28 protein-coding genes and 1 tRNA gene are annotated in these 25,576 nt (G+C 68.6%); 16 read left to right on the forward strand and 13 right to left on the reverse strand.

Annotation, left to right across the window (positions count from 1 at the left end):
• Positions 1 to 25: 25 nt before the first annotated feature.
• The 5 genes from CCK91_RS16255 to CCK91_RS16275 form a co-directional block, all read right to left on the reverse strand.
• On the reverse strand, positions 26 to 2,827 hold the full coding sequence (locus tag CCK91_RS16255; RefSeq protein ID WP_207568249.1) for an immunoglobulin-like domain-containing protein: 2,802 nt from the start codon (positions 2,825 to 2,827) through the stop codon (positions 26 to 28).
• A gap of 272 nt (positions 2,828 to 3,099) precedes the next feature.
• Complete coding sequence (locus CCK91_RS16260; protein WP_086474898.1) at positions 3,100 to 3,600, reverse strand: DUF3592 domain-containing protein; 501 nt, start codon at positions 3,598 to 3,600, stop codon at positions 3,100 to 3,102.
• A gap of 34 nt (positions 3,601 to 3,634) precedes the next feature.
• Positions 3,635 to 4,186, reverse strand: a complete 552-nt coding sequence (locus tag CCK91_RS16265) for a hypothetical protein (RefSeq protein ID WP_133060024.1) — start codon at positions 4,184 to 4,186, stop codon at positions 3,635 to 3,637.
• Between the two features lie 82 nt (positions 4,187 to 4,268).
• Positions 4,269 to 4,847 carry a hypothetical protein gene (locus CCK91_RS16270; protein ID WP_133060025.1) on the reverse strand — a complete coding sequence of 193 codons (579 nt, stop codon included), beginning with the start codon at positions 4,845 to 4,847 and terminating at the stop codon, positions 4,269 to 4,271.
• Positions 4,848 to 4,978: 131 nt separating this feature from the next.
• Positions 4,979 to 5,377 (reverse strand): MerR family transcriptional regulator, encoded by a 399-nt coding sequence (locus tag CCK91_RS16275; protein WP_086474901.1) that lies wholly within the window; start codon positions 5,375 to 5,377, stop codon positions 4,979 to 4,981.
• A gap of 92 nt (positions 5,378 to 5,469) precedes the next feature.
• Here CCK91_RS16275 and CCK91_RS16280 point away from each other — a divergent pair, with 92 nt between their 5' ends.
• The gene (locus CCK91_RS16280) at positions 5,470 to 6,171 is read left to right on the forward strand and encodes an SDR family oxidoreductase (protein WP_086474902.1); all 702 of its coding nucleotides are present in this window, start codon (positions 5,470 to 5,472) and stop codon (positions 6,169 to 6,171) included.
• 101 nt (positions 6,172 to 6,272) lie between these two features.
• Here CCK91_RS16280 and CCK91_RS16285 read toward each other — a convergent pair whose 3' ends face one another.
• The 3 genes from CCK91_RS16285 to CCK91_RS16295 form a co-directional block, all read right to left on the reverse strand.
• Positions 6,273 to 6,962 (reverse strand): M23 family metallopeptidase, encoded by a 690-nt coding sequence (locus tag CCK91_RS16285; RefSeq protein ID WP_086474903.1) that lies wholly within the window; start codon positions 6,960 to 6,962, stop codon positions 6,273 to 6,275.
• Between the two features lie 74 nt (positions 6,963 to 7,036).
• A complete protein-coding gene (locus tag CCK91_RS16290) occupies positions 7,037 to 7,813 on the reverse strand; it encodes a M23 family metallopeptidase (RefSeq protein WP_165767071.1) in 777 nt (258 codons plus the stop codon).
• A 110-nt stretch (positions 7,814 to 7,923) separates the two neighbouring features.
• Positions 7,924 to 8,214, reverse strand: a complete 291-nt coding sequence (locus CCK91_RS16295; protein WP_086474905.1) for a hypothetical protein — start codon at positions 8,212 to 8,214, stop codon at positions 7,924 to 7,926.
• Positions 8,215 to 8,458: 244 nt separating this feature from the next.
• On the opposite strand from CCK91_RS16295, the gene CCK91_RS16300 reads away from it, so the two are divergent.
• The 8 genes from CCK91_RS16300 (at position 8,459) to CCK91_RS16335 (ending at position 13,152) form a co-directional block, all read left to right on the forward strand.
• Entirely contained in the window at positions 8,459 to 8,902 is a 444-nt protein-coding gene (locus CCK91_RS16300) for a helix-turn-helix domain-containing protein (protein WP_133060026.1), read from the forward strand.
• Positions 8,847 to 9,293: an ImmA/IrrE family metallo-endopeptidase gene (locus CCK91_RS16305; RefSeq protein ID WP_165767072.1), complete on the forward strand. Its 447-nt coding sequence runs from the start codon at positions 8,847 to 8,849 to the stop codon at positions 9,291 to 9,293. The genes CCK91_RS16300 and CCK91_RS16305 overlap by 56 nt, the downstream gene beginning before the upstream one ends.
• Positions 9,294 to 9,314: 21 nt before the next feature.
• Positions 9,315 to 9,620 carry a DUF3253 domain-containing protein gene (locus CCK91_RS16310; protein ID WP_207568250.1) on the forward strand — a complete coding sequence of 102 codons (306 nt, stop codon included), beginning with the start codon at positions 9,315 to 9,317 and terminating at the stop codon, positions 9,618 to 9,620.
• Positions 9,621 to 9,678: 58 nt separating this feature from the next.
• Entirely contained in the window at positions 9,679 to 10,269 is a 591-nt protein-coding gene (locus CCK91_RS16315) for a histidine phosphatase family protein (protein ID WP_086474908.1), read from the forward strand.
• On the forward strand, positions 10,266 to 11,063 hold the full coding sequence (locus tag CCK91_RS16320) for a sulfite exporter TauE/SafE family protein (RefSeq protein ID WP_086474909.1): 798 nt from the start codon (positions 10,266 to 10,268) through the stop codon (positions 11,061 to 11,063). The genes CCK91_RS16315 and CCK91_RS16320 overlap by 4 nt, the downstream gene beginning before the upstream one ends.
• Positions 11,064 to 11,126: 63 nt before the next feature.
• Complete coding sequence (locus CCK91_RS16325) at positions 11,127 to 11,576, forward strand: MaoC family dehydratase N-terminal domain-containing protein (protein ID WP_085512810.1); 450 nt, start codon at positions 11,127 to 11,129, stop codon at positions 11,574 to 11,576.
• A complete protein-coding gene (locus CCK91_RS16330) occupies positions 11,573 to 12,004 on the forward strand; it encodes a MaoC family dehydratase (RefSeq protein ID WP_242664583.1) in 432 nt (143 codons plus the stop codon). Before CCK91_RS16325 ends, CCK91_RS16330 begins: the two co-directional genes overlap by 4 nt.
• Positions 12,005 to 12,015: 11 nt before the next feature.
• Positions 12,016 to 13,152 (forward strand): UDP-N-acetylmuramate dehydrogenase, encoded by a 1,137-nt coding sequence (locus CCK91_RS16335; RefSeq protein WP_086474910.1) that lies wholly within the window; start codon positions 12,016 to 12,018, stop codon positions 13,150 to 13,152.
• A gap of 48 nt (positions 13,153 to 13,200) precedes the next feature.
• On the opposite strand, the gene CCK91_RS16340 is transcribed toward CCK91_RS16335, so the two are convergent.
• The 3 genes from CCK91_RS16340 to aceA form a co-directional block, all read right to left on the reverse strand.
• Positions 13,201 to 14,412 carry a pyridoxal phosphate-dependent aminotransferase gene (locus CCK91_RS16340; RefSeq protein ID WP_086474911.1) on the reverse strand — a complete coding sequence of 404 codons (1,212 nt, stop codon included), beginning with the start codon at positions 14,410 to 14,412 and terminating at the stop codon, positions 13,201 to 13,203.
• Positions 14,413 to 14,524: 112 nt separating this feature from the next.
• Positions 14,525 to 16,180 (reverse strand): malate synthase A, encoded by a 1,656-nt coding sequence (gene aceB, locus CCK91_RS16345; protein ID WP_086475114.1) that lies wholly within the window; start codon positions 16,178 to 16,180, stop codon positions 14,525 to 14,527.
• A gap of 115 nt (positions 16,181 to 16,295) precedes the next feature.
• A complete protein-coding gene (gene aceA, locus CCK91_RS16350) occupies positions 16,296 to 17,642 on the reverse strand; it encodes an isocitrate lyase (protein WP_086475115.1) in 1,347 nt (448 codons plus the stop codon).
• Between the two features lie 151 nt (positions 17,643 to 17,793).
• Here aceA and CCK91_RS16355 point away from each other — a divergent pair, with 151 nt between their 5' ends.
• Positions 17,794 to 19,287 (forward strand): helix-turn-helix transcriptional regulator, encoded by a 1,494-nt coding sequence (locus CCK91_RS16355; RefSeq protein WP_086475116.1) that lies wholly within the window; start codon positions 17,794 to 17,796, stop codon positions 19,285 to 19,287.
• Between the two features lie 60 nt (positions 19,288 to 19,347).
• Here CCK91_RS16355 and CCK91_RS16360 read toward each other — a convergent pair whose 3' ends face one another.
• The gene (locus tag CCK91_RS16360) at positions 19,348 to 20,421 is read right to left on the reverse strand and encodes an alkene reductase (RefSeq protein ID WP_086474912.1); all 1,074 of its coding nucleotides are present in this window, start codon (positions 20,419 to 20,421) and stop codon (positions 19,348 to 19,350) included.
• A gap of 237 nt (positions 20,422 to 20,658) precedes the next feature.
• Here CCK91_RS16360 and CCK91_RS16365 point away from each other — a divergent pair, with 237 nt between their 5' ends.
• Positions 20,659 to 21,927, forward strand: coding sequence for a low temperature requirement protein A (locus CCK91_RS16365; protein WP_086474913.1), 1,269 nt, complete (start codon positions 20,659 to 20,661; stop codon positions 21,925 to 21,927).
• Here the strand turns inward: CCK91_RS16365 and CCK91_RS16370 are convergent.
• Positions 21,902 to 22,462, reverse strand: a complete 561-nt coding sequence (locus CCK91_RS16370) for a DUF805 domain-containing protein (RefSeq protein ID WP_086474914.1) — start codon at positions 22,460 to 22,462, stop codon at positions 21,902 to 21,904. The genes CCK91_RS16365 and CCK91_RS16370 overlap by 26 nt on opposite strands.
• A gap of 251 nt (positions 22,463 to 22,713) precedes the next feature.
• Between CCK91_RS16370 and CCK91_RS16375 the strand changes: the two genes are divergently transcribed.
• The 5 genes from CCK91_RS16375 (at position 22,714) to rplA (ending at position 25,530) form a co-directional block, all read left to right on the forward strand.
• Positions 22,714 to 22,786: transfer RNA gene (locus CCK91_RS16375), tRNA-Trp, on the forward strand.
• A gap of 41 nt (positions 22,787 to 22,827) precedes the next feature.
• Positions 22,828 to 23,100, forward strand: coding sequence for a preprotein translocase subunit SecE (secE, locus tag CCK91_RS16380; protein ID WP_079706702.1), 273 nt, complete (start codon positions 22,828 to 22,830; stop codon positions 23,098 to 23,100).
• A 139-nt stretch (positions 23,101 to 23,239) separates the two neighbouring features.
• On the forward strand, positions 23,240 to 24,202 hold the full coding sequence (gene nusG / locus CCK91_RS16385; protein WP_079706703.1) for a transcription termination/antitermination protein NusG: 963 nt from the start codon (positions 23,240 to 23,242) through the stop codon (positions 24,200 to 24,202).
• Positions 24,203 to 24,295: 93 nt separating this feature from the next.
• The gene (gene rplK / locus CCK91_RS16390) at positions 24,296 to 24,727 is read left to right on the forward strand and encodes a 50S ribosomal protein L11 (RefSeq protein WP_056014074.1); all 432 of its coding nucleotides are present in this window, start codon (positions 24,296 to 24,298) and stop codon (positions 24,725 to 24,727) included.
• Between the two features lie 113 nt (positions 24,728 to 24,840).
• Positions 24,841 to 25,530, forward strand: coding sequence for a 50S ribosomal protein L1 (rplA, locus tag CCK91_RS16395; protein ID WP_079706704.1), 690 nt, complete (start codon positions 24,841 to 24,843; stop codon positions 25,528 to 25,530).
• The last annotated feature ends 46 nt before the right edge of the window (positions 25,531 to 25,576 follow it).

Below are 25,576 nucleotides of genomic sequence, written 5' to 3' on the forward strand. Positions count from 1 at the left end.
CTCCAGTGGGACGCCGAGATCGCCCTCAGATCTCCCCGCGTCTCGTGCGGCGCCGGGTGAGCAGCCCGCCGACGAGCAGGGCGATGGTCGCGGCCGTCGCCAGGAGAGCGACGGCCTCCGTGTCGACCCCCGTGGACGCCAGGCCGTCCCTCGGGCCAGCGCCGCTGGCGGCGTCACCACCCGACGACGAACCCGGTTCCGCCGCTGGCGGGGTGGACGGCTCGGGTCCACCCGGCAGCACGCCCCCTGCCCGCACGGTGACGGTGACGTCGACCGGCGTGCGGGCATCATCTGCCGCCGTTCCCGACACGGTGAAGCTGCCGGGCGCACCATACTGATCGGCTTGTACGGCCGCCCAGTCAACGGGGACCGTCTCGATCGAACCGTCCACCTTCGTCAGCACGGCTGACGGCAGGCTCGGAGCCGTACCCACCGCGGTGACGACGTCGGATACCGAGACGTCCTGGACGGCGACAGCCGGGGCGTAGGCGGTCAAGAGACGTTCGTACTCGGCACGGGTCACGGGGATGACCGTGCCGTGCCTCGGCTTTCCGCCGTCCGCGTTCTGAGGAAGGTTCTCCCGGAGCTTGGCCCCCAACGGCTCCCAGGAGTCGCCGTCGTCGAGGGAGTCGGTCCCGAACGGGATGTAGTGGTTCGGGCCACCGTGGTAGTCGGGTTGGTCGATGAACAGGTACCAGTCGAGCCCGTTCACGTCGCCGGGATTCGCGGGGAAGACACTCGGGCCCTCACCGTTCAGGTAGACACCACCCGGCTCGCCGTTCGGCAATCCGGAGGCGACCTGGTCCTTGACGAGACTCCACTGGTCGGCAGGTCCTCCCGCACCGGGCAGGGTCCCCGTCTCGGTGGCGAGGAGATCCGTCGACCGCTCCTCGCGGATGGTCAGCGTCCCCTCGTCCTTCGTGAACCGGTAGTAGTAGTCGCCCGACTTCGTGACCGAGGAGTCGATCGTGCCGAGACCGGGCCCACGCGAGACGTCGATCCACGGCTCGGGATCGGAGAAGGTGATGAAGTCGTCCGTCGTCGCGTACATCATCCGGTTGTAGGTCACGTTCGTCCGCTGGCTCTCGTCCGTGGTGTCGTACAGGTTCGAGGCCCAGAACACGACGAAGGTGTCCAGCTTGTCGTCCCAGTAGGCTTCGGGCGCCCAGGTGTTCCCGGCGAAGTCCGAGGAGACCTTCACATGCCGTTGCTCGGACCAGGTGACCAGGTCGTTCGACTCCCAGACCTCGATGTACCGCGACCCACTGATCTGGGCCGTGGCGAAGCCGCCGGGAAGACCGTCGATCTTCAGGTCGGTGGCGATCATGAAGAACCGGTCGCCATCGGGGGAGCGGAGGATGAACGGGTCGCGCAGACCGGTCGTGCCCTGGGTCGACGTGAAGATCGGCTTGCCCTCGTTCAGCGTGTTCCAGCTCAACGCGTCGTTGCCCTTGGATGCGGCGAGGCTGACCTGCTCGGCACCACTGCCCTCCCCGGTGAAGAACGCCCACACATAGGCCTCGGGATCCGGCTGGTCCGCCGGCAGCGGCTGGACGGTCACAGTGATGTCCCGCGTCAGTTCGGACCCGGCGATGCCCGCGGTGGCGCGGAGCGTCACGGTCACGGCACTCCCGGTGGCGGGGCGTACGACGTCGATGGTCTTCGACGATCCGTCGACGCCCGCGCGGACCGTCGCCGTCTCGCTACCGCCGATGACGGACCAGGTGAAAGACGATCCGTTCGGGCCCGCGCCCGGGACCGAGAAGTTGGACCGGATGTCACCCGAATTGGTGATCCGGATGCCCTCCAGGTCGAGGGCGAGCTTCTCAGCGTCGGACAGGTCGGCGGCGACACGGACGGGGAATGTCAGGGTCTCCTGCCGGCCCCCGGCGGTCGCCGTGGCAGTGAGGGTCACGGTGGCGTCCTGCTCGCCACTCGTCGGCCGGACGACCCGCGCGAGCCCGTCCTCCACGACGATGGCGGCGTCATCCGAGGTCCAGCTCAGACGCGTGCCATAGGAGGTCGAGGGGAGTGGGAAGTCGCTCGTCGCCTCCGTCGGTACGCGCAGCCCGGACGACGCCTTCTCGATCGACTGCTCGATGAACGCATCCTGGACCTCCGTCGCCGTCATCGCGACATCGCTCAGGACGACCTCGTCGATGGAGCCCTTCCACCCGGCGTCCGCGTAGGTGGAGCGGCCGAGGTAGGCGACGAGGTCCGGGCCGAAGGACGCCATGTCGCGCGTGATGGCGGTCTGCGCGATGCGCTCACCGTTCACGTAGCTCGTCAACGTGCCGGCCGGGCCGTCGATCACGGTCGTGTAGAGCGCCATCCCCGTCGGGGTCCGGAGCCCGCTGGTGGGCGCGTTGGTCGAACCGGCACCCACCTCGGTCGTCCAGGGGGCTCCGGGGTTCACCGAATCCGTGATGACGGACTTGACGTACCCGTTCGGATTCGCCGGATTGAGCAACCAGTAGCCCGCTGAGAACTGGCCATCGCCGACCGGGGCGCCGATGAAGGCTGCAGCGGTGTTCCCAGCTGGTGACTGCGACTCGAGCCAGATGCTCGAGGTCAACGTCTGCACCCCGGTCAGCTCGTCGGTCGGGATGTCGAGATAGGGCGCCGAGTCGGCCGAGCCGCCGGGCAGGGTGAGCAGGCCATCAGCGACCATGCCGCCCACGTTCCTGAGCGTCCCGTCGTTGCCGTTACCGCTCACATCCGGCACCACACCGTTCGCAGCCGTGTCGAATCGATAGTGCAGCAGCGTGCTCGGGTCGGCGGCTGCCGTCGCCGGCGCGGCGCCCAGAGCGGAGAGGACTCCTACCATGATCATCGCGCCCCAGGCAGCGGCCCGCTGCGGTGAAGCCGCCGGCGGGGTTGTCCGGTCATGGAAGAGGTGCCGGGGTCGAATGGTCGATACGCGTTGTGGACTCACCTGGAAACTCCATCGTCTCGGGATCTGGTTCACCGATTGTGATCGCTCACATCGTGATGTCGACCCTGGCGCATGCGGACCTGGTCCGTCAAGAGTAAGGAGCTGTACGAGTCGACCCGGTGGACGAGATGCTCGGACGTGGGGTGACCTCGGTCACCGCACGGTCACGGCTTCGAGATCCCCTCGGGGTCGGGCCCCCGACCTGCACGGAGCAGGACGCCGACGAGCATCGCGATGCCGATCAGGAGACTCGCGCCGGTCAGCACGACACCGATGCCGACGACGGAGGTCCCCGGCCCGTCGTAACCCTCGAGTACCGCCGTGCCGGGATCGTCCGCTCGATAGATCACGGTGACGACGTCGCCGACGGCGGGTTTGCCGTCGAGGGGCCAGTCCGCCCAGACGCGCTGCTCCGTACCGTCGGGTGCCAGGTAGTCGGTCCTGAACCGGTGGTCCGACGCCTGCCTGCCGTCATCCACCTCGGTGACCGTCCCACTCGTCCGCTCCCCGTTCTGCAACAGGTCACTGTCGGCAGCCATCATGAAGGAACCGACGACCACAGCCACCGGACCGGCCAACAGCATCAGGACGATCGCCACCGTCTGGAACACCCTGCTGTGCAGGAAGCCCCGTGTGTCGCCCGTCGCGCGCTTGCTTGCCGTCATCAGTGCACCACCGTCCCGCTTCGAAGCTCCTGCATCAGTGGTTCCCAGTGAGGGAAAGACTCAGCATGATGATGGCGGGCACGATCAGGCCGATCGCGACGCCACCGGCCGCCGCCCAGAGCCCGATGCTGACGTGAGGGCTCATGCGAGGACGCAGACCGAGTTCCTCGCCGATCTCCTTGATGCGCGCGCGTTCGTTCTCGGGACTGAACGCGATCTCGAACCCGCCGGGGGAGGTCCCGAGCATGATGACCCTGCCGTAGCGGACCCGGCCGGACTGCCAGGAGAACGACCAGGAGAGGCGCGGCACGAAGCCGGAGACACCAGCCGACCAGCTCATCCGCTTGACCGTGTCGGTGATGCTGAACCGCTGACGTCGCTCATCGACCCGCACGGTGTAGGTGATGCTGTCGGACACCTCGTTCAGCTGCAGGACGTTCCACCAGCGGGCGTCGGCGAGGTCGTATCCGACCTGGAACCCGTCGGGGAGGCGGGTGACGATGAACGGGGTGTTCTGCAGCTCGGCCTCGACGGCCCACTGGTAGTCCTGCAGCACGCCCGTCGGCGCAACGTCGGTTCCACTCACGGACTCAGTATGGCAACGCGGCGAGAGTCCGCGACGATCGTCGGATGGGCAGTGCTCCCCATCGCGCACTGGCCCCGAACGGTCATCGCTCCCAGATGCGACGGTAACCGGGCATGAAGGCGATCATCGCCGCGAGCAGGGTGCCGAGATTGAGGAGTGGCAGGGCAGGTCCGATGGTCCAGGGCGAGTCGGCATAGACCCCCATCAGCATCACCATCCAGGCGCCGATGTTGCCGAGGATGAGCACGATGATGAAGGTGACCGCAGTCGCTCCCGCTCGCGACGAGACCCGCTTGCCCGCGAGCATCGGCGCGGTGCAGATCGTGCCGATGATCACCACGATGAGCACCAGGAACGCACTCGCGAACAGGATCGAGGCGGCCTCCGGGTCGCCGTCGTCGTCACGATCGGCGAATCCCGCGAGGAAGAAGAACAGGTTGAAGGCCTCGGGGTCCTCATCCGTCTTCGTCTGGTTCGCGTAGGGGACGAACAGCGAGAGGATGAGCGCGATCTCGAGCAGCAGCATCGGGACCGAGATCAGGATCGACTCGATGCCCGCCACGCGCTCCTCGAGCCGGGTGCGCGCCGCCTGGGCGGCGACCGACTCGGTCGCGGTCGCTGGGCTCTGCTTCGCTGACCCCTGTTTCACTGGTTCACTCATCGCTGACCCCCGGATCGGGAGTCGGGCTCAGGCGTGCCCGACTCGGCTGCCGTGGAGGCGAGCGACCGGTTGCGCCCTCGACCTCCGACGTGGTCATGGTAGCCGCGATGGGCCGACCATGCCGGATGGCGTCAGGCGGCGTCCAGCTCGGCCGGAAGCTCCTCGCGCAGCGCAGGGCAGTGCTCTGGTGTCGGGTGGAGGGTGATGTCGATGACCGCTTCCAAGCGGGCGCGTGCTGCTTCGAGGTCGGCCATCTGCGCGGTGATGCGGTCGCGTTCGGTCCGAAGCAGCTCCAGGGACTCCGGCGTCGCGACTCCCGCATCGACGCAGGGGAGCAGCTGGACGATCGTGCGGCTCGGCAGTCCGGCCGCGAAGAGCTGCTGCACGAGCTCGACGCGTTCCACCGCTGCCCGATCGTAGGTCCGCTGGCCACTCGTCGTGCGGGTGGCGGTGAGCAGCCCCTGCTCCTCGTAATACCGGAGCGAGCGGACGCTCACCCCGGTCCGAGCCGCGAGATCTCCGATGCGCATCGAGCTTCCGTTCCTGGCTTGCACCTGACATTGATGTGAGGTCTTAGCCTAACCAGGCTGCTGTGGGATCGCCCCACACGCGGAAGGGAATCATGGACATCGCAGGATCCGTCGCACTCGTCACCGGCTCGAACAGGGGCATCGGACGCAGGTTCGTCGTGCAGCTGCTCGAGCGCGGGGCCTCGAAGGTGTATGCCACCGCACGGCGCCCGGAACTCGTCGACATCCCGGGTGTGGAGGTGCTGCAGCTCGACATCACCGATCAAGCGTCCGTCGATGCGGCGGCCGAGATCGCGACCGACGTCACCCTGCTCATCAACAACGCCGGGATCGCCACGCAGGGCTCGATGCTGACCGACGACCTCGCGAACGCCCGGCGGGAGATGGACACGCACTACTGGGGCAACCTCGCCATGGTGCGTGCGTTCGCGCCGGTGATCGAGGCGAACGGCGGAGGGGCGATCGTCAACGTGCTCTCCGCCCTGAGCTGGTTCGCGCATCCCGGCTCCGGCGGATACGCCGCGGCAAAGGCGGCGGAGTGGAACATGACGAACGCGGTCCGCTTGGAACTCGCCCCGAAGGGTGTCACGGTGCAGGGGCTCCACCTCGGGGCCGCCGACACCGACATCATGGCCGGTTACGACGGCCCGATGGTCGACCCCGCGGACGTCGCGCGGGCCAGCCTCGACGGCGTCGCAGGCGGCGCTTCCGAGGTCGTCGTCGACGAGTGGAGTGCCATGGTCAAGGCGTCGCTCGCCCATGACCCGGACGCGTTCTACGCACAGTTCGCCTGAGCATGGAGCCTGGGCGCTGTGCACGGGACGTGCACGGTGCAGAATGGAGGAAGCCCCCGAGCAGTTACGGTCTGCTCGGGGGCTTCCTCATGTTTGCGCGGCTACCGCGCGGCCGCGACGAGGTCGGCGATGCGCTGGCCTCGGGCGTTCGCCTCGGCGACGAGCGTCTTCACCTGGTCCTCGGTCAGGCCGGCGACCTGTCCGTAGGCCTTCGTGTTGGCGGCGATGGACGACCCCTGGACGCCGCTGGTGGACGTGTACATGGTGCCGAACGTCTCACTGACGAGCGCGATGGTGCCGCCCGGCACACTGATGATCTTGGGCATGTCTGACTCCTTGAATGGTTGGACTGGATCGTCGCCGTTCAGGCGAGCGTTGATGAACCGATACGGATCGGTGGTGACGCCGATGTCGGCGTTGTTCCACGTGCCGTCCGCGGTGAAGGTGATGGTGAGGTGCAGATGGGCTCCGCTGGAAGCGGATCCGGTGTTCCCGACGACACCGACGGGTTCACCACGGACGATCGCTGCGCCGACCTGGTGCGGTGAGGCGGTCGCCAGGTGCGAGTAGCCCGAGTACATCCCGTCGGGGTGGGCGATGACCAGGACGTTGCCCAGGGCCGCGTTCCAGCGGTTGGCGGAGACGACGCCGACGGCGACCGCCGGGATCGTGGCTCCGGCGCCGGGCTGGTAGTCCAGCCCGCGGTGCGGTTGGGTCCGCCCGCCGGCCATGGATCCCCAGCCGTCGGCGAGGTCGATCTGAGCGAACGGGTGCTGATACTTGAGAACCATGAGGCTCCTTTCGTGGTGCCGATGGGGATGCCCCCGAGCAGTTACGGTCTGCTCGGGGGCATCGGGGCGCGTCGCTAGGAGAAGTCGCCGGTCTTGGTGCCGGGGTAGCTCTTCCAGAACGCCGTCCACTGCGCGGCCGTGACCTGAGCGCCGAATCGATCGCGCGGGTCCTGGAATTCGGTGTTCGTCGGCGAGAGCCCGTAGATCACCACATGCGCCCGAACGGCACTGTTGATGTCGGTCTTGTCAGTCAGTGCGACTGCCTGACCACCCGGGTAGAGGAGCGCAGTGCGCACCTTTCCGGTCGTCTTCTCGGTCTCGTAATCGCGAACGATTGCTGCGTCTCGGTTTGCTGCCATGTCGTCGAGTTCTTCCTGTGTTGGGGCGGAAGGTCCGCCGGTGTTGCCTGGGTCGTCGCCGTTGAGGCGAGCATTGATGAATGCGTACGGGTCGACGGTGACGTTGATGTCGCCGTTGTTCCATGTCCCGTCCGCGGTGTAGGTGATGGTGAGGTGCAGATGTGGGGCCTTCGACGCCGTGCCGGTGCTCCCGACGTAGCCGACGTGCTGGCCCCGTGTGATCGCCGCCCCCAGCGAATGCGGCGACGGGTCACGCATGTGCGAGTATCCCGAGTACATGCCATCCGGATGAGCGATCACGAGGACGTGGCCGAGTGCCGAGTTCCAGTCGTTGTACGACACCGTCCCGGTGGCCACTGCGGGAATCGACGCGTTGGCACCTGGTTGGTAGTCGACGCCTCGATGAGCCTGTTTACGGCCGCCCGCCCACGAGTTCCAGCCGTCAGTCGCCTGATCCGTCTGCGCGAACGGTTGCTGATACTTCAGAACCATGAGCCCTCCTTTCTGTTTCGTGGAGGAAGTGTCCTCCGACATTCGAACGTGTGTTCGAGAGAGACTCTACGACCATCTCGTCATCTTGTCCAGTTCATTTTGCCGATTCATCATGAAATTCTTTCTTCAGCGACAGATTCGACGTCTGAATCGAGTCGAGCATGGCGCGGTGTGGATCCTGCGCTCAGTCTCGTCAGGAACCCGTTCACGCCGGGGATCGCCATGATCCGGGCCAGTGCTGCGGCGATCGCCGCCGTCGTGGCCACGGCTGCCGCCGCCCAGGCGTAGACGTCGTCCGGGAGGAGTTCCCGGATCGCCTCCAGGAGCTGTGGCGCGATGATGCTCGCGGTGGTGATGCACGCCACCGAACTCAGGATCACGGCCGCAGTCGTCTGGATCACGGTGCGGATGATCCGCTGTGCCGGAAACGGAACGGGCGGTGGGGTCGGTGGCGTGGGTGGTGGTTCGGGAGCGGGCCGGTGTTCGGTCATGGTGCCTCCTCAGGCGTCGTGGGTGGTGATGGACGACCTGGATGGTTTCCAGAAGTTGTCTCATCTGGCATCATTCAGGTCGGAGGTGACACTATAGAGCGCATGGGACAGGTTTTCTGCCGCTCACGACAGGGTTTCTGGCTACGATCGAAGCGTGAACGCAGCAGAGGCGATGGTCAATCAGGCGTTGGCGGACGAACTCGTCGCCGCCTACAAGCGGCGACGCATGAATCAGCGCGCCCTGGCTGAGGCGACGGGGATGAGTCCGACGACGCTGCAACGTGTCCTCGCCGGTCGCAGCGAGATCAGTGGCCCGACCTTCGTCACGCTCTGCGCGGCGACCGGCGCCGATCCGGTGCGCCTCCTGGCCGACGCGCTGCAAGCCGTCGGGGGGATGAGTCGGATCGAGGCCGAACTGCGGGCGAGCGACGACGAGCGTGTGGCTCCGGTGTCGGACACCACTGCTACGAATGACGAGCTGGATCGCAGACGCCGGCAGAGGGAAGCTGCGTCGTGGACGACGGAGCAGTTGGAGGGGGAACGTGGGGCGGCAATCACCGATGGAGAACTGGAGCAACCCGAGCCGGAAGCCCCGTGAGCGTGGGCGCGCCTACGACCCGTATGCGCACGCGGAGGAGCTCGGTCTCGCCGTGATCTTCCGGCCCCTTCGGGTGTCCCATGAGCGCTGGCTGCCGTCCGCGCACACGATCGTCATCCAGGAGTCGCTCCGGTCCGTCCACCGGCGGAACGCCCTCGCGCACGGCATCGCGCACTGCGTGCTCGGCCACGAGGACGACCGACCGAAGCACGAGGTGCAGGCCGACCGCTTCGCCGCGTCGAACCTCATCGACCTCGACGAGTTCCGGGCCATCGCGCGTTGGGCGCCGGACCTCGAGCATCTCGTCGCGGAACTCGGCGTCACGAAGCGTCTGGCCCGGGCGTTCGTCGCGCAGCATGCGGACCTGGCCCAGCACGCCGACCTCGCGTAGCGGCGCGCGCATACTGGGACCATGACCGACGAAGCCGCACCGGACCCGACGCCTGCGGCAGCCGTGGACGACGACCTCCTGGAGTCGACGATGCTGGACCTGCTGGGGAAGCGGGCCGCGACCTCGTCCATCTGTCCGTCCGACGTCGCGCGAGCCGTCGGCGGCGACGATTGGCGAGCGCTGATGGACGACACCCGTCGGGTCGCCTGGCGCCTGGTCGACGAAGGCCGGGTGCGGATCACGCAGGGCGACGAGGCGGTCGACCGCGCGACGGTCCGCGGACCCATCCGGATCCGATGGGCCAAGGACATCGGCGACGAGCAGTAAGCCCCATGTCGCGGTGAAGGCCGGAGGAGCTCGGTCCGGCGCCGGTTAGGCTTGAGACATGACCATCGCCCTCATCCGTCACGGACAGACCGCCTGGAACTTCGAACGACGGCTGCAGGGCACGACGGACATCCCCCTGAACGACACCGGGCGGGAGCAGGCGGCGACGGTCGCCCCGCGGCTCACCGGCACCTGGGACGTCGTCGTCAGCTCCCCGTTGGGGCGCGCACGCGAGACCGCGCAGATCATCGCGGACGCGCTCGGTCTCGAACTCGGCCCCACCTACCCCGACGTCGTCGAGCGCCACTACGGCGACGCCGAGGGCGCGACGGCGCAGATGGTCCTCGAGAACTGGCCAGACCACCAGTACCCGAACCTCGAGACCGAGGAGTCGGTCATCGAGCGCGGACTCCGCGGCATCGACGCCATCGCACGCGACTTCCCCGGGCAGAACGTCCTCGTCGTGAGCCACGGCACGCTCATCCGACTCACGCTCAGCCACCTCTCCGGCACGACGGTCCCGCCCCTGGAGAACTGCTCCGTGTCGGTAATCGAGGCGACGGACGCCGGCTGGTCGCTCCTGGACGCCGGTACCGCTCGCACGACGCCCTCGCTCGAGACGGCGCTGTCCGGCTCCAGCGCGCAGTGAGCGGGAGCGACTCGACCGGCCGTCCGGTCCGCTCCCCGTCGGGCATCGCCTGGCTCATCGGCATCGGACTGACCGCCGGATTCCTCTCCGGGCTGTTCGGGGTCGGCGGCGGTATCCTGATCGTCCCCGCCGTCGTCTTCCTGCTCGGGTTCGGCCAGCGGCTCGCGGCTGGGACGTCGCTCGCCGCGATCGTCCCGACCTCGCTCGTCGGCGTCGTGTCCTACGCGGTGAACGGGACCGTCGACTGGGTGGCGGCGATCCTCTTGGCGATCGGTGCGATCGGCGGGGCACAACTCGGCAGTTACCTCCTCTCCAAGCTCCCCAAGAAGGCCCTCCAGTGGGGTTTCATCGGCTTCCTGCTCGTCGTGGTGGTCTCGCTGTTCCTCATCGTCCCGTCCCGCACTGCCGAGATCGATCTGCACGTCGGCTCGATCATCGGCCTCATCGTGCTCGGCTTCCTGACCGGTGTCCTGTCGGGGCTGCTCGGCATCGGCGGCGGGGTCGTCGTCGTGCCGATGCTCATCCTGCTGTTCGGTGCGAGCGACCTCATCGCCAAGGGCACCTCGTTGCTCATGATGGTGCCGACCGCGATCTCCGGCACCATCGGCAACGTCCGGCGAGGCAACGTCGACCTGACGGCTGCAGCGATCATCGGTGTCGCCGCGTGCACGACCACCGCCCTCGGCGCCATCGTCGCGTCGGTCGTCCCGCCGTTCGTCGGCAACCTGCTCTTCGCGGCGTTCCTCGTGGTCATCGCCATCCGCATGGTGTTCCAGGCGCTCAAGCGCTCCTGACCGACCGCTGCCGGTCCGGCCGTGCCCGGTCGCCCGGCCGGGGCAGCGGGTAGGCTGGAGGGCGTGTCAGTGAACCCAGAGCTCGCCGGTCGGGTCTTCCCGCCCGTCGCCCCGTACCTGGTCGGACGCGAGAAGATCCGCGAGTTCTCGCGGGCCGTCTTCGCGACGAACCCGATCAACCTCGATCCGGAGGCGGCGCGCGCCGCAGGATACGCCGATGTCGTGGCGCCGCCCACGTTCGCCGTCGTCGTCCAGGAGCACACACTCCAGCAACTGCTCGCCGCACCCGACGCGGGTATCGACTTCAGCCGGGTGGTCCACGGCGACCAGCGCTTCGTGCACCACCGTCCGATCGTCGCCGGCGACGAGCTCACCGCGCAGCTCACCGTCACCGCGGTGAAGTCCCTGGGCGGCCACTCGATGGTGACGTGCGACTCGGTCATGACCGACGCCACCGGCGAGCCGGTGGTCACCGCGACCTCGACGCTCGTGGTGCGAGGAGACGAAGGATGAGCGACGTGCAGCAGACCCCGACCATGCCGGCTGTCGGAGACGTCGTCGCGGAGCGGACCGTCCACCTGACGCGCGACGCCCTCGTGCGGTACGCCGGCGCCTCCGGAGACTTCAACCCCATCCACTACCGCGACGACGTCGCCGCATCCGTCGGGCTGCCGGGCGTGCTCGCCCACGGCATGCTGACGATGGGCATCGCGGCCCAGCCGGTGGTCGACTGGATCGGCGATCCCGGTCGGGTGCTCGAGTACCAGGTGCGGTTCACCCGACCGGTCGTCGTCGACCCCGAGGCCGGCGCCGACCTCCAGATCGCGGCCAAGGTCGGCAAGGTCGACGAGGAAGCCCGCACCGCGCGTGTCGACCTCACCGTCACCTACGCCGAGCAGACGGTGCTCGGCAAGGCGCAGCTCGTCGTCAGCTTCGCCTGACTCGGAGGACCATGACCGACACCATCCGTCTGAGCGAACTCACCACCCTCGGGGTGGGTGGGCCCGCCACAGCCTTCGTGGAGTGCACGAGCGAGGCCGAGCTGATCGAGGCCGTGCTCGACGTCTGGAACACCGACCAGCCGTGGCTGTTGCTGGGAGGCGGGTCGAACCTGCTGATCGGCGACGAGCCCATCGACGCGACCGTCATCCGGGCGGCCAACCGCGGCATCGAACGCCTCGACGCACCGTCCGGCCGCGTCCGCCTGCGCGTGCAGGCCGGCGAGGGCTGGGACGAGCTCGTCGCCTTCACCGTGGAGCACGGCTGGGCGGGGATCGAGGCACTGTCCGGCATCCCGGGGTCCTGCGGGGCCGCGCCCGTGCAGAACATCGGCGCCTACGGGCAGGAGATCGTGTCGTCGCTCGTCGCCGTCGACCTGCTCGACGAGGAGTCGCAGACCGTCGAACGCGTTCCGGCCGCGGAGCTCGATCTCGGGTACCGGACGTCGGTCCTGAAGCGCCACGGTGGCGGAGAGCCTGAGCGCTCCGGCGTGGTCGTGGCGATCATCATCGACCTCGACGACGTCGGCGTCGACGGCCTCGCCGCACCGATCGCCTACCAGCAGCTCGCCTTCGCGCTCGGCGTGGAGCTCGGCGAGCAGGTCCGCCTGGCCCAGGTGCGCACGACGGTCCTGGCGCTCCGGGCGTCGAAGGGGATGGTCCTCGATCCCGACGACCCCGACACCGCCAGTGCCGGGTCGTTCTTCACGAACCCGATCGTGTCCGAGCACGTCGCCCGGTCGCTGCCAGGGGACGCCCCGTGGTGGCCGGTCGACCCGGCGGCCGACGACGACACCGAGTACGTCTTCCCGCTCGGGGAGGTCGTCAACCCGCCTCGCCCGGCTCCCGTGGAGCGCCTGGCGAAGCTCTCGGCCGCGTGGCTGATCGAGCGTGCCGGTGTCCGTCGCGGGTTCGCGCTTCCCGGATCGCGCGCCGCGGTGTCCACGAAGCACACCCTCGCGCTCACGAACCGTGGGGGAGCGACCGCGACCGAGATCGCGGAACTCGCCCGCTTCGTACAGGCGCGCGTTCACGCCGAGTTCGGCGTCCTCCTGCAGCCCGAGCCCGTGGTGGTCGGCGTCTCGATCTGACGCTGATGCGAGGTCCGCTCGCCCGGAGACGAGCGAGCGGACCTCGGGTCAGGACACGAAGAGCCGCTGCAGCCGCTGGACGCCCTCGAGGAGCTGGTCGTCGCCGAGTGCGTAGCTGAAGCGCAGGTAGCCGGACGGCCCGAACGCCTCGCCGGGCACGGCCGCGACCTCGGCCTGGTCGAGCATGAGGTCGGCGAGTTCGAGGGACGTCGTGGGCGTCACGCCGCCGAACGTGCGGCCGAGCAGGGCCCGGACGTCGGGGTAGACGTAGAAGGCGCCCTGCGGGGTCGGCGTCTCGAAGCCGTCGATCTTGTTGAGCTCGCCGACGATGAGCTTGCGGCGGCGGTCGAACGCCTCACGCATCGCCTCAGCGGCGTCCTGCGGACCGGTGAGGGCCGCGATCGCCGCGCGCTGCGCGATGTTGTTCACGTTGCCGGAGAGGTGCGACTGGAGGTTGCCGAGCGCCTTGATCGCGTCCGCCGGGCCCACGGTCCACCCGACGCGCCAGCCCGTCATCGCGTACGTCTTGGCGACGCCGTTCACGAGGAGCGTCTGCTCGGCGAGCTCGGGGACCGCTTCGACGATCGACGTCGCGCGGACGCCGTCGTAGGTGAGGTTCTGGTAGATCTCGTCGGTGATGACCCAGATGCCGTGCTCGAGCGCCCACTCGCCGATCGCCTTCGTCTGCTCGGGGGAGTAGACGGAGCCGGTCGGGTTCGAGGGGGAGACGAACAGGAGGACCTTGGTGCGCGGGGTGCGTGCCGCCTCGAGCTGTTCGACGGTGACCTGGTAGTTCTGCGAGGCGTCCGCGAAGACGTCGACCGCGACACCGTCGGCGAGCGCGATGGCCTCGGGGTAGGTGGTCCAGAACGGCGTCGGCACGATGACCTCGTCGCCCGGGTTCAGGAGGACCTGGAACGCCTCGTACACCGACTGCTTGCCGCCGTTGGTGACGATGACGCGGCTCGGGTCGACCTCGAGACCGGAGTCGCGGAGCGTCTTCTCCGCGATGGCGGCGCGGAGGTCCGGCAGGCCGGCCGCTGGGGTGTACCGGTGCGCCTTCGGGTCGCGGGCGGCGACGAGCGCCGCCTCGACGATGTGCTCGGGCGTCGGGAAGTCCGGCTCGCCCGCCGCATAGGAGATCACGGGCCGGCCTTGCGCCTGCAGCGCCTTCGCCTTCGCGTCCACCTTCAGCGTGGCGGACTCGGCGATCGCTGAGATCTTCGTGGACAGGCGGGGCGTGGGAGTCGATTCAGGCACGAGTCCGAGCGTACCGAACCCGGTGTCGAGAGGACAGTCTGTGTCCTGCAGCGAGGTGAGGCACCTCGTCGCCCGGAGCGCCCGGGAACGACGACGTGCCTCACCTCGGCCCTCATGCGGGGTCGACGAGGTACCGCGTGTACGCCGGGACGGTGAGGAAGGTCGGGAACTCGTCGCGGAGTGCCACCTCGCGGAACAGCTCGGCGGCGTCGTCGAAGCGGTCGTCCGCGGTGCGGGGCAGCGAGGCGAGGAGCTCGTCGAGGAGGTCCTCGACCCGCTCACGGGTGATCGGACGGCCGTCGTCGGTCGCGACGTCCTGGTGGATCCACTGCCACACCTGCGATCGACTGATCTCCGCCGTCGCCGCATCCTCCATCAAGCCGTCGATGGCCGCGGCGCCGATCCCGCGGAGCCAGGAGTCGAGGTAGCGGACGGCGATCGACACGTTGTCGCGGAGACCGGCGTCCGTGACCGCTCGACCGATGCGCACGTCGAGGAGCTGCGACGGTGTCACCGACACATCCTCACGCAGTCGGTCGAGCTGGTTCGGACGATCGCCGAGGACCGCGTCGAACTCGGTCCTGGCGGTCTCGATCAGTTCCGGGTGCGCCACCCAGGTCCCGTCGAAGCCGTCGCCCGCCTCGCGGCGCTTGTCGGCTGAGACCTTCTCGATGGCGCGCGCCGTCGCCTCCGGATCGCGCCGGTTCGGGATGAACGCGGACATCCCGCCGATCGCGTGCGCGCCGCGGCGGTGGCACGTCTGCACGAGGAGCTCGGTGTACGCGCGCATGAACGGCACCGTCATCGTCACCTCGCTGCGGTCGGGCAGGACGAACCGGGCACCGCGCCCCCGGTAGTTCTTGATGATCGAGAAGATGTAGTCCCACCGACCGGCGTTGAGGCCGGCGCAGTGGTCGCGGAGCGCGTAGAGGATCTCGTCCATCTCGAACGCCGCCGGGAGCGTCTCGATGAGCACGGTGGCGCGGATCGTGCCGTGGTCGAGACCCAGGCGTTGCTCGGTGAACGTGAAGACGTCGTCCCAGAGGTGCGCCTCCTCGCTCGACTCCAACTTCGGGAGGTAGAAGTAGGGCCCGCGGCCGGTGTCGATGAGCGTTCGGGCGTTGTGGAAGACGTAGAGGCCGTAGTCGACGAGGCTCCCGGAGGCCGCCATCGCCGCCCCGGAGCGGTCGATGAACCGCAGGTGTTTCTCCACGAGGTGCCAGCCGCGCGGGCGCATGACGATCGTCGGCGTCTCCGTCGCGGTGACGCGGTACACCTTCCCCGCCTCGTTCGTGAACGTCAGTTCGCCGCGGACGGCGTCACGCAGCGAGAGCTGACCGCCGATGACGTTGGCCCACGTCGGGCTCGTCGCGTCCTCCTGGTCGGCGAGCCAGACGTTCGCGCCGGAGTTGAGGGCGTTGATCGTCATCTTCGGATCGGTGGGGCCGGTGATCTCGACCCGACGGTCCTCGAGACCGGGCCCGGCGCCGGCGACCCGCCAGGAGCGGTCCTCCCGGATCGCCGCGGTGTCGTCGCGGAACCGCGGGTCGCGGCCGTTCCCGATCTCGAAGCGTCGGCGCATGCGCTCGGCGAGGCGGTCGTGCCGCGCACCCGCGAACCGCTGGTGCAGTTCGGCGAGGAAGGCGAGGGCGTCCGGGGTGAGGATCTCGTCGTACCGGTCACCGAGCCGACCGACGACCTCGATGGCCGGGCCGGTGCGCTGCGTGGGCACCGGCGCGGTGGTGGGTGTGGACGGGGAAGCGAGCATGGTGTTCATGGGGTGACTCCGTTTCGGATGGTCGTGCGTCGGATGGCCCTTCGACAGGCTCAGGGGCCGGGTGCAGGAACTGGGTGTGGGCGCAGGGAACGCGTCTGCGCATGGATCAGTGGAACTGTTGTTCCTCGGTCGACCCGGCGAGGGCGAGGGTGGCGCTGCCGGGGTTGAGGGCGGTCGCGACGAGGTCGAAGTAGCCGGTACCGACTTCGCGCTGGTGCTTGGTGGCCGTGTAGCCGCTGGCTTCCGCGGCGAACTCGGCTTCCTGGAGGTCGACGTAGGCGCTCATCGCCCGCTCCTTGTAGTCGCTCGCCAGCGTGAACATCGAGTGGTTCAACGCGTGGAAGCCGGCGAGGGTGATGAACTGGAACGCGTATCCCATGGCGGCGAGCTCCCGCTGGAAGGACGCGATCTGCGCATCGTCGAGGTGCGACTTCCAGTTGAACGACGGCGAGCAGTTGTAGGCGAGCAGCTTGCCCGGGAACCGCTCGTGGACGGCCTCGGCGAACCGACGGGCGAGGTCGAGGTCGGGTTGCGCCGACTCGACCCAGAGCAGGTCGGCGTACTCCGCGTAGGCGAGGCCGCGCGCGAGCACCGGACCGATGCCGCTCTCCACCTCGTAGAAGCCCTCCGGGGTCCGGTTCCCGTTCAGGAACGGCAGATCGCGCTCGTCGATGTCGCTCGTGAGGAGCGTGGCTGCCAGCGCATCGGTGCGGGCGATGACGATGGTCGGGACGCCGGCGACGTCCGCCGCCAGCCGGGCCGCATTGAGCGTCCGGATGTGCTGGCTCGTCGGCACCAGCACCTTGCCGCCCATGTGGCCGCACTTCTTCTCAGCCGCGAGCTGGTCCTCCCAGTGGACGCCCGCGGCGCCGGCCTGGATCATGCCGGCCATGAGTTCGTAGGCGTTGAGCGGCCCACCGAAGCCGGCTTCGGCGTCGGCGACGATCGGCGCGAGCCAGTCGATCGCCTCGGGTCCCGGCGTCTCCCCGACGGCTCGCTCGGCGAAGTCGATCTGCTCAGCCCGGAGCAGCGCGTTGTTGATCCGCCGGACGACCGCCGGAACCGAGTTCGCCGGGTAGAGGCTCTGGTCGGGGTAGGTCTGCCCGGAGAGGTTCGCGTCGGCGGCGACCTGCCAGCCGGAGAGGTAGATCGCCTGCAGGCCAGCCCGGACCTGCTGCACGGCCTGGTTGCCGGTCAGCGCGCCGAGTGCAGGAACCCACTCCTCGGTGTGGAGGAGGTTCCACAGCCGCTCCGCGCCTCGGCGGGCGAGCGTCGGTTCCTCCCGGACACCGCCACGCAGGCGGACGACGTCCTCGGCGGTGTAGTCGCGGCGGACCCCGTCCCAGCGTGGCTCGGTGTCCCACTCGCGCTGCAGTTCCTCGGCCGTCTGCGTCTGGTCGCCGGCGCGGAGGGGCGTGCGGTGGTCGGTCGGTCGGGTGGCTTCGTTGCTCACGATGACTCCTGTGGTGTCGAGGTCGGTGGGGCGGGTCGTGCTGTGGGAACGATCCTGCGCTCGCCGCAACCCCGACGGACGTCATCCGTGGACAGAAGAACGGCCGACCTTCTGTTTGCCGGAACAACCGGCGCGTGTGAGCATGATCACCATGACCAGCACCGCCGCTGCTCCACCCGCCTCCGCCACCCCTGGTGACGGACCTGCTCCGCACGCGGACGCCCTCGTCCTCGGGCGCCGGATCCGCGATGCCCGATCGCGCGCGGGCCTCACGCTCGACGACCTCGCGCAGGCGATCGACCGAGCACCGTCCCAGGCGTCGGCGATCGAGAACGGGCACCGGGAGCCGAGCCTGTCGATGCTACGCATTATCGCCGCGGCCCTCGGCACCACCGTCGACGACCTGCTCCGCGACGAACCGCCGAGCGACCGGGCCGCTCTGGAGATCGCCGTCGAACGTGCCCAGCGGGGCCCCGTCTTCTCCGCCCTCGGGATCGCACCCATCCGCGTCTCGAAGGGGACCGCGGACGAGACGCTCCGCACGGTGCTGGCGCTGCACGACGAGGTCGCCCGCCTGCATCGGGAGCGAGCGGCGACGCCGGAGGAGGCGCGCCGGGCCAACGCGGTCCTCCGGGCGGACATGCGGGCGGCCGACAACCACTTCCCCGACCTCGAGGCCGTCGCGAAGGGGCTGCTCGACGCCGTCGGCTACACCGGAGGGCCGGTCTCGCACCAGACGGTCGCGGAGATGGCACAGCACCTCGGGTTCTCACTCCACTACGTGGGCGACCTGCCGCACTCGACGCGTTCGGTCACCGACCGGCGCAACGGTCGGATCTACCTGCCGACTGAACCCTCGATGTCCCGTGATTCGCGTTCCCCCATCCTCCAGGCGTTCGCCAGCCACCTGTGTGGGCACGAGGAGCCGGGAAACTACGCGGACTTTCTGCGGCAGCGCGTCGAGACCAACTACCTCACGGCGGCCATCCTGCTGCCCGAGCGCGACGCCGTGCGCGTCCTCGGCGAGGCGAAACAGCTCCGGCGCATCTCGATGGAGGACCTGCGCGACGCGTTCGCGGTGTCGTATGAGACCGCCGCGCACCGCTTCACGAACCTTGCGACGAGGCACCTCGGACTCCCGGTGCACTTCATGAAGGTGCACGAGTCGGGGACGATCATCAAGGCGTACGAGAACGACGGGGTCACGTTCCCGTCCGACGTCCTCGGGGCGGTGGAGGGCTCGCTCGTCTGCCGCAACTGGACGGCCAGGACCGTCTTCGACGTCGAGGACCGATTCAGCCCCTGGTATCAGTACACCGACATGGACACCGGCACCTTCTGGTGCACCTCGCGGATCGAGAAGGCCAAGGAGGGCGAGTACTCGGTCAGCGTCGGCGTCCCGTTCGCGCACGTGAAGTGGTTCCGCGGACGCGAGACGCCGCATCGGTCGACTTCGAACTGCCCCGACGAGCGATGCTGTCGTCGGGCGTCACCGGCGCTCGCCGAACGGTGGGAGGGGAACGCCTGGCCGGCGGCGCGGACGCCGACGAGTCTGCTGGCCGCGCTGCCGACCGGATCGTTCCCGGGGGTCGACTCCGTCGAGGTGTACGAGTTCCTCGAGTCGCACGCGCCCCGGGTGGACTGAGGTGAGGCACCTCGTCGCTGCGCAGTGCGTCGAGCGACGAGATGCATCACCTCAGCGTGCTCAGCTCGCGAGGCGCGGGTAGTCGGTGTAGCCCTCGGCGCCCGGGCCGTAGAAGGTGGCCGGGTTCGGCGTGTTCTCCTCGTGCTCGCCCGCCCAGCGCTCGACGAGGTCGGGGTTCGCGATGGCGAGACGCCCGACGGCGACGGCGTCGGCGTGCGCGTGCTCGACGAGGGCGATCGCCTCGTCGCGCGTCGTGACGGTGCCGAAGCCGCTGTTGACGATGAGCTTGCCGCCGAAGTGCCCGCGCAGGTCCTGGACGAGTGCACCGGCCGGGTCCTCGTGGAGGATGCTGACGTAGGCGAGGCCGAGCGGTGCCAGGGCGTCGAGCAGTGCCTCGTAGGTCGCGCGGACGTCGGCCTCGTCGGTCTCCGCCGTGTCTCCGGCGCCGTTCATCGGGGAGATGCGGATGCCGACGCGCGCTGCACCGACCGCCTCGGCGACGGCGCTGACGACCTCGGCGACGTACGACGCGCGGGCCTCCGGGCTGCCTCCGGCGCGGTCGTCGCGCACGTTGGAGACGGGGGAGAGGAACTGGTGCAGCAGGTAGCCGTTCGCGGCGTGGAGCTCGACACCGTCGAGGCCTGCCTCGATCGCGTTGCGGGCGGCCTGGACGAACTCCTCGCGGACCGTGTCGAGCTCCTCGGTGGTCAGCGCGTGCGGGACGGGGTACGGCTGGGCGCCCGCCGGCGTCCGGACCTCGCCGGCGATGGCGATCGCGCTCGGCGCGACGATGCGGTCGGTGCCCGTGATGTCGGTGTGCGAGACGCGGCCGCCGTTCATGAGCTGCATGACGATGAGCCCGCCTGCTCCGTGCACGGCCTCCGCGACGCCCCGCCAACCCTCGACCTGCTCGGGGGTGACGATGCCGGGCTGGCCCGGGTAGGAGCGCGACTCGGCGCTCGGGTAGGTGCCCTCCGTGATGATGAGCCCGAGTCCTGCGCGCTGGCTGTAGTGCTCGGCGACGAGGTCGCCGGGGACGCCGTCGGCTCCGGACCGCATGCGGGTGAGCGGGGCCATGACGACGCGGTTGGCGAGTTCGAGGTCGCCGAGTCGGACGGGGGCGAAGAGATCCATACGGGTGATGCCTTTCGTGGGGGTGCGGCACGCGGAGGACGCGGCCTCCGGACGCAACCCGGCGGCGGCTGTCGATATTCCGATGATGCTTCTGGACCTTGTGCATCTGGAATACTTCTTGCTAGGCTCACGGTGTGGTCGTCGGGCTCTGTCCCCGCAGCTCGCGACGAGCACGACCCGGTGTCGACGAATCCGAGGGGGAGGCGTCGGCACCGGGAACCCTGCCAGGATACGAAGATGCCCGCCCCCAGATTCGGCCTCGTCTCCGATCTCCGTCGTCCGGAGTCCGGTGAACGCGCCGAGCGCGTCACGTTCGTCGAGTTGTTCTTCGACCTCGTCTTCGTCTTCGCACTCACCCAGCTGAGCAAGCTCATCGCCGACGACCAGAGCGTCACTGCCGCGCTCGAGTCGATCGTCCTCATCCTGGCGCTCTGGTGGTCGTGGGTGTCCACGAGCTGGGTGACGAACTGGCTCGACCCGGAGCGGCTCGCGGTGCGACTCGCGCTCATCGGCTTCGGCCTGTTGGCGTTCGTCGCGGCGGTGTCGGTGTCGGCGTCGTTCACCGACCGTGCGCTCGCGTTCGCCGTCGCCTACGTCGTGCTCCAGCTCGTCCGGACGCTGTTCATGGTCGTGGCGACCTGGCGGCACGACCGCGACGTGGCGCTGAGCTTCGCACGCGTCCTCGTCTGGACCGCGTTCGCCGCCGTCTTCTGGATCGCCGGCGCGCTGGTGCCTGCCGACTGGCAACTGGTGTTCTGGATCTGCGCCGTCGCCATCGAGTACGGCGGCGGGGCCCTCGGATTCCGGCTGCCGGGTGTGCGGGCCTCGAAGGTCGAGAGCTGGGAGCTCTCCGGTGCGCACCTCTCCGAGCGGGCGTCGCTGTTCATCATCATCGCGATCGGCGAGTCACTGCTCGTCACCGGGTTCGCGTTCGTCGAGCTCGAGACGTCGGCTGCCGCCGTCGTCGGGATGTTGAGCGCCTTCGTCTCCGCGGTCGCGCTGTGGTGGTTGTACTTCCACCGCACGGAGGCGGCGGGACGCCGAGCGGTCGAGGCCGCCGAGGAGGAGGGGGACCGCGCCGACCGCGACGAAGGCCGTCCCGGCCGACGGGGACCGGGACGTCTCGGACGCATCGCGCGCGACGGATACAGCTACGCCCACGTCGTGATCGTCGCCGGGATCGTGCTCGTCTCGGTGGGGGACAAGGAGATCCTCGACCGACCGGCCGACGCCGTCGAACTCGCCGGGGGCGTCGTGATCCTCGGCGGCCCGGTCCTCTATCTCCTCGGGCTGTCGCTGTTCCGGTTCGTCGTCGATCGCGCCGTTCCACTCGCGCCGGTCATCGGCCTCGCGATGCTGGCGGGCTGCGCGGTCGCCGCGTTCCTCGTGCCGCAGCTCGGGGAGCTCGCCCTCGGGTGTCTCTGCACGGTCGTGCTCGTCCTCGCCGCGATAGCCGACACGGTCCTCCCGGGCCGACGGGTCACTGCGGAGCGTCGGCAGGCTTGATCTGGGCGCCCTCTCGGTTCGGCCCCGTGTCGTAGCGGGCACCGCCCCGGTCGCTCGGCTGCGCCGCGAGCCAGATGAAGAAGAACCACCCGAAGATCGGGACCAGGTTGATGAGCTGCCACCAGCCGCTGTGGTCCGTGTCGTGCATGCGGCGCGCGTTCAGCGATAGCCCCGGGATGATCGTCGCGAGGCCCCAGATCCCGGACAGGATGCTCTGGACACCCCAGGCGGGGCCTTCGGTGATCTGACCCTCCCAGAAACCGGTCGTCACCCCGGTCGCGACGTCGACACCGCGTCCGATCACCAGGAGCGCGGTGACGATGACGGCGTGGACGACCACCCACCACCAGAACTCGCTCCGGCTGGCCCGCCCGGTGAAGATCGGATACCGCTTCCAGAAGCGGAGGAACGCCTGCATCGGGCCGGCGCCCGGGAGCGGGCTGTCATCCGCGAACCGGGCCGGGATCCGGCGATCGTCCTCACCGTTCGTCTCCGCCGCCTTCGCGGTCGTCGGGTATTCGTCTGCGCTGCTCATCGGTCCCCCAGGGTCGAGTCGTCGTGCGTTCGAAGGAGCAACCCTACGCGAGCACGCGCTCCGAGGGCAGGGCGAGATCGAGCCCTCGCCAGCGCGACCTGTCGCTGGTTTTACAGCCGGGCGACCGTGCCGTACACTGGATGGAGGTAGTTGAAATCTGCCATGATTTTCTGCGCCTGTTTTCACCCGTGTGGTGAGGCAACGCTCAGGAGGTCAGGGTAGCTTCGACCCCTCCGGTGCGTCAGCACTGAAGGGCGGTGGCTCAATTGGTAGAGCAGCGGTCTCCAAAACCGCAGGTTGCAGGTTCAAGTCCTGTCCGCCCTGCGAGTCGGTGCGTATGCACCGGCACACGAAAGGTGTAACGAGTGGCCCCGAAGAGTACCGACACGCCCGGCGAGGACGTCGTCGTCAAGGCGAAGGCGGACCGTGCCGAACGGCGCGGCTTCTTCTCGGGCATCGTCCTGTTCCTGAAGCAGGTCTTCGCGGAACTCAAGAAGGTCGTCACGCCGACGCGGAAGGAACTCCTCAGCTACACGGCTGTGGTGCTCGTCTTCGTCTGCATCATGATGGCGCTCGTCTACGGCATCGACTTCGTCTTCGCCTGGGTCGTCACGCTGGTGTTCGGTACCGCGAGCTAGTTCCGCTCAGGTTCCGGTGCTCCGGTCCGGCACCCGGGTTCCACAATCACAGACGGCGACGCAGTCGTCACGCGCCAGGATCTGGCGCCGCGGTCGGGGATCACCCACGATCCGCACAACAGAAACGGAATGGAAATCAGTGTCTGAGCGAAACTCGAACGACGTCGACTGGGCAACCGCTGCCGAGCAGTCCTCGGAGGACGACGAGGCCCAGGAGGGCAACGTGCTCTCGGCCGACGAGCACTCCGTCGACCCCGCTGAGCACAACGCCGTCCACGTCGAGGAGACCGGCGACACCGAGGTCGACCTCGACGCCGTGCTCGACGCGATGGCCGAGGCCGTCGACCCCGAGGCCGACGCCGTCGTCGACGACGCCCTCGAACTCGACGAAGCAGCCGAGGTCGAAGCCGCAGCAGAGGCCATCGCCGAAGAAGAGGCAGACCCCACCGACGCCGACGCCGAGCCCGCCGAGGAGTCCGAGGAAGACCCCTACGACGCGTTCCGCAAGGAACTCCGCTTCCTGCCCGGCAAGTGGTACGTCATCCACTCCTACGCCGGTTTCGAGCGCAAGGTGAAGGCCAACATCGAGCAGCGCAAGTCGACGCTCGAGGTCGCGGACTACATCTACCAGGTCGAGGTCCCCATGGAAGACGTGGTCGAGATCAAGAACGGCCAGCGCAAGATGGTCACCCGTGTGCGCATCCCCGGCTACGTGCTCGTCCGCATGGACCTCAACGAGGACAGCTGGTCGGTCGTCCGCCACACGCCTGGCGTCACCGGCTTCGTCGGCAACGCGCACAACCCCACGCCGCTCCGCTTCGAAGAGTCCTTCAACATGTTGAAGTCGCTCGTCGAGGTCAAGGAGACCGCGCCCGTCAAGGGCTCCGGCACCAAGGGCAGCGCCACGCAGCAGCGTGTCATCCCCGCCGAGGTCGACTTCGAGATCGGCGAGACCATCACGATCAAGGAAGGCTCGTTCGCGGGCCTCCCCGGCTCCATCAGCGAGATCAAGCCCGAGAGCGGCAAGCTCACGGTGCTCGTCTCCCTCTTCGAGCGCGAGACGCCGGTCGAGCTCAGCTTCGACCAGGTCACCAAGCTCTAAGCCGCACGGCTCCACAGTCCACCGCCGCCCGACGGGCGCGCGGGAGAGCGCACATCATCCGATGGCGTTCGAACCCCAGAAGAAGGAAGAAACATGGCACCGAAGAAGAAGGTCACGGGTCTCATCAAGCTGCAGATCCAGGCCGGCGCCGCAAACCCTGCTCCCCCCATCGGCCCCGCCCTTGGTCAGCACGGCGTCAACATCATGGAGTTCTGCAAGGCGTACAACGCGGCCACCGAGTCGCAGCGCGGCAACGTCATCCCCGTCGAGATCACCGTCTACGAGGACCGTTCGTTCACCTTCATCCTGAAGACCCCGCCCGCAGCGGAGCTCATCAAGAAGGCCGCCGGCGTCGCCAAGGGCTCCGGTACCCCGCACACCGTCAAGGTCGCGAAGCTCACCAAGGAGCAGGTCCGTCAGATCGCCGAGCAGAAGGCTCCCGACCTGAACTCGAACGACATCGACGCAGCCGCGAAGATCATCGCCGGCACCGCCCGCTCCATGGGCATCACGGTCGAGGGCTAGTCCTTCCGACCCGCACAGGGTGAGCCGTCCAGGCACACCCTCGCACCTTTCTTTTTCACTCGTGGCAGCGCCGGCCAGGCGCAGATGACCACATTTCTCATAGGAGAACGCACATGGCACAGAAGTCGAAGGCCTACCGGGCCGCAGCCGAGAAGATCGAGGCTGACAAGTTCTACACCCCGAACGAGGCCGTCGCCCTCGCCAAGGAGACCGGTTCAGCCAAGTTCAACAGCACCGTCGAGGTCGCCCTCAAGCTCGGTGTCGACCCGCGCAAGGCCGACCAGATGGTCCGCGGCACGGTCATCCTCCCGCACGGCACGGGCAAGACCGCCCGCGTCATCGTCTTCGCGACGGGCCCGGCAGCAGAGGCCGCGATCGCGGCCGGTGCTGACGAGGTCGGCGGCGACGAGCTCATCGCGAAGGTCGCCGAGGGCTACACCTCGTTCGACTCCGCGGTCTCCACCCCGGAGCTCATGGGCAAGGTCGGTCGTCTCGGTAAGGTCCTCGGTCCCCGTGGCCTCATGCCGAACCCCAAGACCGGCACCGTGACGCCGGACGTGGCCAAGGCCGTGTCCGACATCAAGGGCGGCAAGATCGAGTTCCGCGTCGACAAGCACTCCAACGTGCACTTCGTCGTCGGCAAGGCCTCGTTCGACGCATCGCAGCTCGAGGAGAACATCAACACCGCGCTCGAGGAGATCCTCCGCCTCAAGCCGTCCTCCTCGAAGGGCCGTTACATCCAGAAGGGCGCCGTGTCGACCACGTTCGGCCCCGGCATCCCGCTGGACGTCAACTCCATCTAGTCTCACCAGCACGAAGGCCCGGTCGCGTCACGCGACCGGGCCTTCG

Origin of the sequence: Plantibacter elymi (nom. nud.) (assembly GCF_900177795.1) — a bacterium.
GTDB lineage: Bacteria > Actinomycetota > Actinomycetes > Actinomycetales > Microbacteriaceae > Plantibacter > Plantibacter elymi.

What these genes read in the sequence shown, in the direction of transcription:
- CCK91_RS16255 (WP_207568249.1), bottom strand. Translation starts at nt 2,827, where the DNA reads ATGGTAGGAGTCCTCTCCGCTCTGGGCGCCGCGCCGGCGACGGCAGCC.
- CCK91_RS16260 (WP_086474898.1), bottom strand. Translation starts at nt 3,600, where the DNA reads ATGACGGCAAGCAAGCGCGCGACGGGCGACACACGGGGCTTCCTGCAC.
- CCK91_RS16270 (WP_133060025.1), bottom strand. Translation starts at nt 4,847, where the DNA reads ATGAGTGAACCAGTGAAACAGGGGTCAGCGAAGCAGAGCCCAGCGACC.
- CCK91_RS16275 (WP_086474901.1), bottom strand. Translation starts at nt 5,377, where the DNA reads ATGCGCATCGGAGATCTCGCGGCTCGGACCGGGGTGAGCGTCCGCTCG.
- CCK91_RS16280 (WP_086474902.1), top strand. Translation starts at nt 5,470, where the DNA reads ATGGACATCGCAGGATCCGTCGCACTCGTCACCGGCTCGAACAGGGGC.
- CCK91_RS16285 (WP_086474903.1), bottom strand. Translation starts at nt 6,962, where the DNA reads ATGGTTCTCAAGTATCAGCACCCGTTCGCTCAGATCGACCTCGCCGAC.
- CCK91_RS16290 (WP_165767071.1), bottom strand. Translation starts at nt 7,813, where the DNA reads ATGGTTCTGAAGTATCAGCAACCGTTCGCGCAGACGGATCAGGCGACT.
- CCK91_RS16310 (WP_207568250.1), top strand. Translation starts at nt 9,315, where the DNA reads ATGACCGACGAAGCCGCACCGGACCCGACGCCTGCGGCAGCCGTGGAC.
- CCK91_RS16315 (WP_086474908.1), top strand. Translation starts at nt 9,679, where the DNA reads ATGACCATCGCCCTCATCCGTCACGGACAGACCGCCTGGAACTTCGAA.
- CCK91_RS16330 (WP_242664583.1), top strand. Translation starts at nt 11,573, where the DNA reads ATGAGCGACGTGCAGCAGACCCCGACCATGCCGGCTGTCGGAGACGTC.
- CCK91_RS16335 (WP_086474910.1), top strand. Translation starts at nt 12,016, where the DNA reads ATGACCGACACCATCCGTCTGAGCGAACTCACCACCCTCGGGGTGGGT.
- aceB (WP_086475114.1), bottom strand. Translation starts at nt 16,180, where the DNA reads ATGCTCGCTTCCCCGTCCACACCCACCACCGCGCCGGTGCCCACGCAG.
- CCK91_RS16355 (WP_086475116.1), top strand. Translation starts at nt 17,794, where the DNA reads ATGACCAGCACCGCCGCTGCTCCACCCGCCTCCGCCACCCCTGGTGAC.
- CCK91_RS16360 (WP_086474912.1), bottom strand. Translation starts at nt 20,421, where the DNA reads ATGGATCTCTTCGCCCCCGTCCGACTCGGCGACCTCGAACTCGCCAAC.
- CCK91_RS16365 (WP_086474913.1), top strand. Translation starts at nt 20,659, where the DNA reads ATGCCCGCCCCCAGATTCGGCCTCGTCTCCGATCTCCGTCGTCCGGAG.
- CCK91_RS16370 (WP_086474914.1), bottom strand. Translation starts at nt 22,462, where the DNA reads ATGAGCAGCGCAGACGAATACCCGACGACCGCGAAGGCGGCGGAGACG.
- rplK (WP_056014074.1), top strand. Translation starts at nt 24,296, where the DNA reads ATGGCACCGAAGAAGAAGGTCACGGGTCTCATCAAGCTGCAGATCCAG.
- rplA (WP_079706704.1), top strand. Translation starts at nt 24,841, where the DNA reads ATGGCACAGAAGTCGAAGGCCTACCGGGCCGCAGCCGAGAAGATCGAG.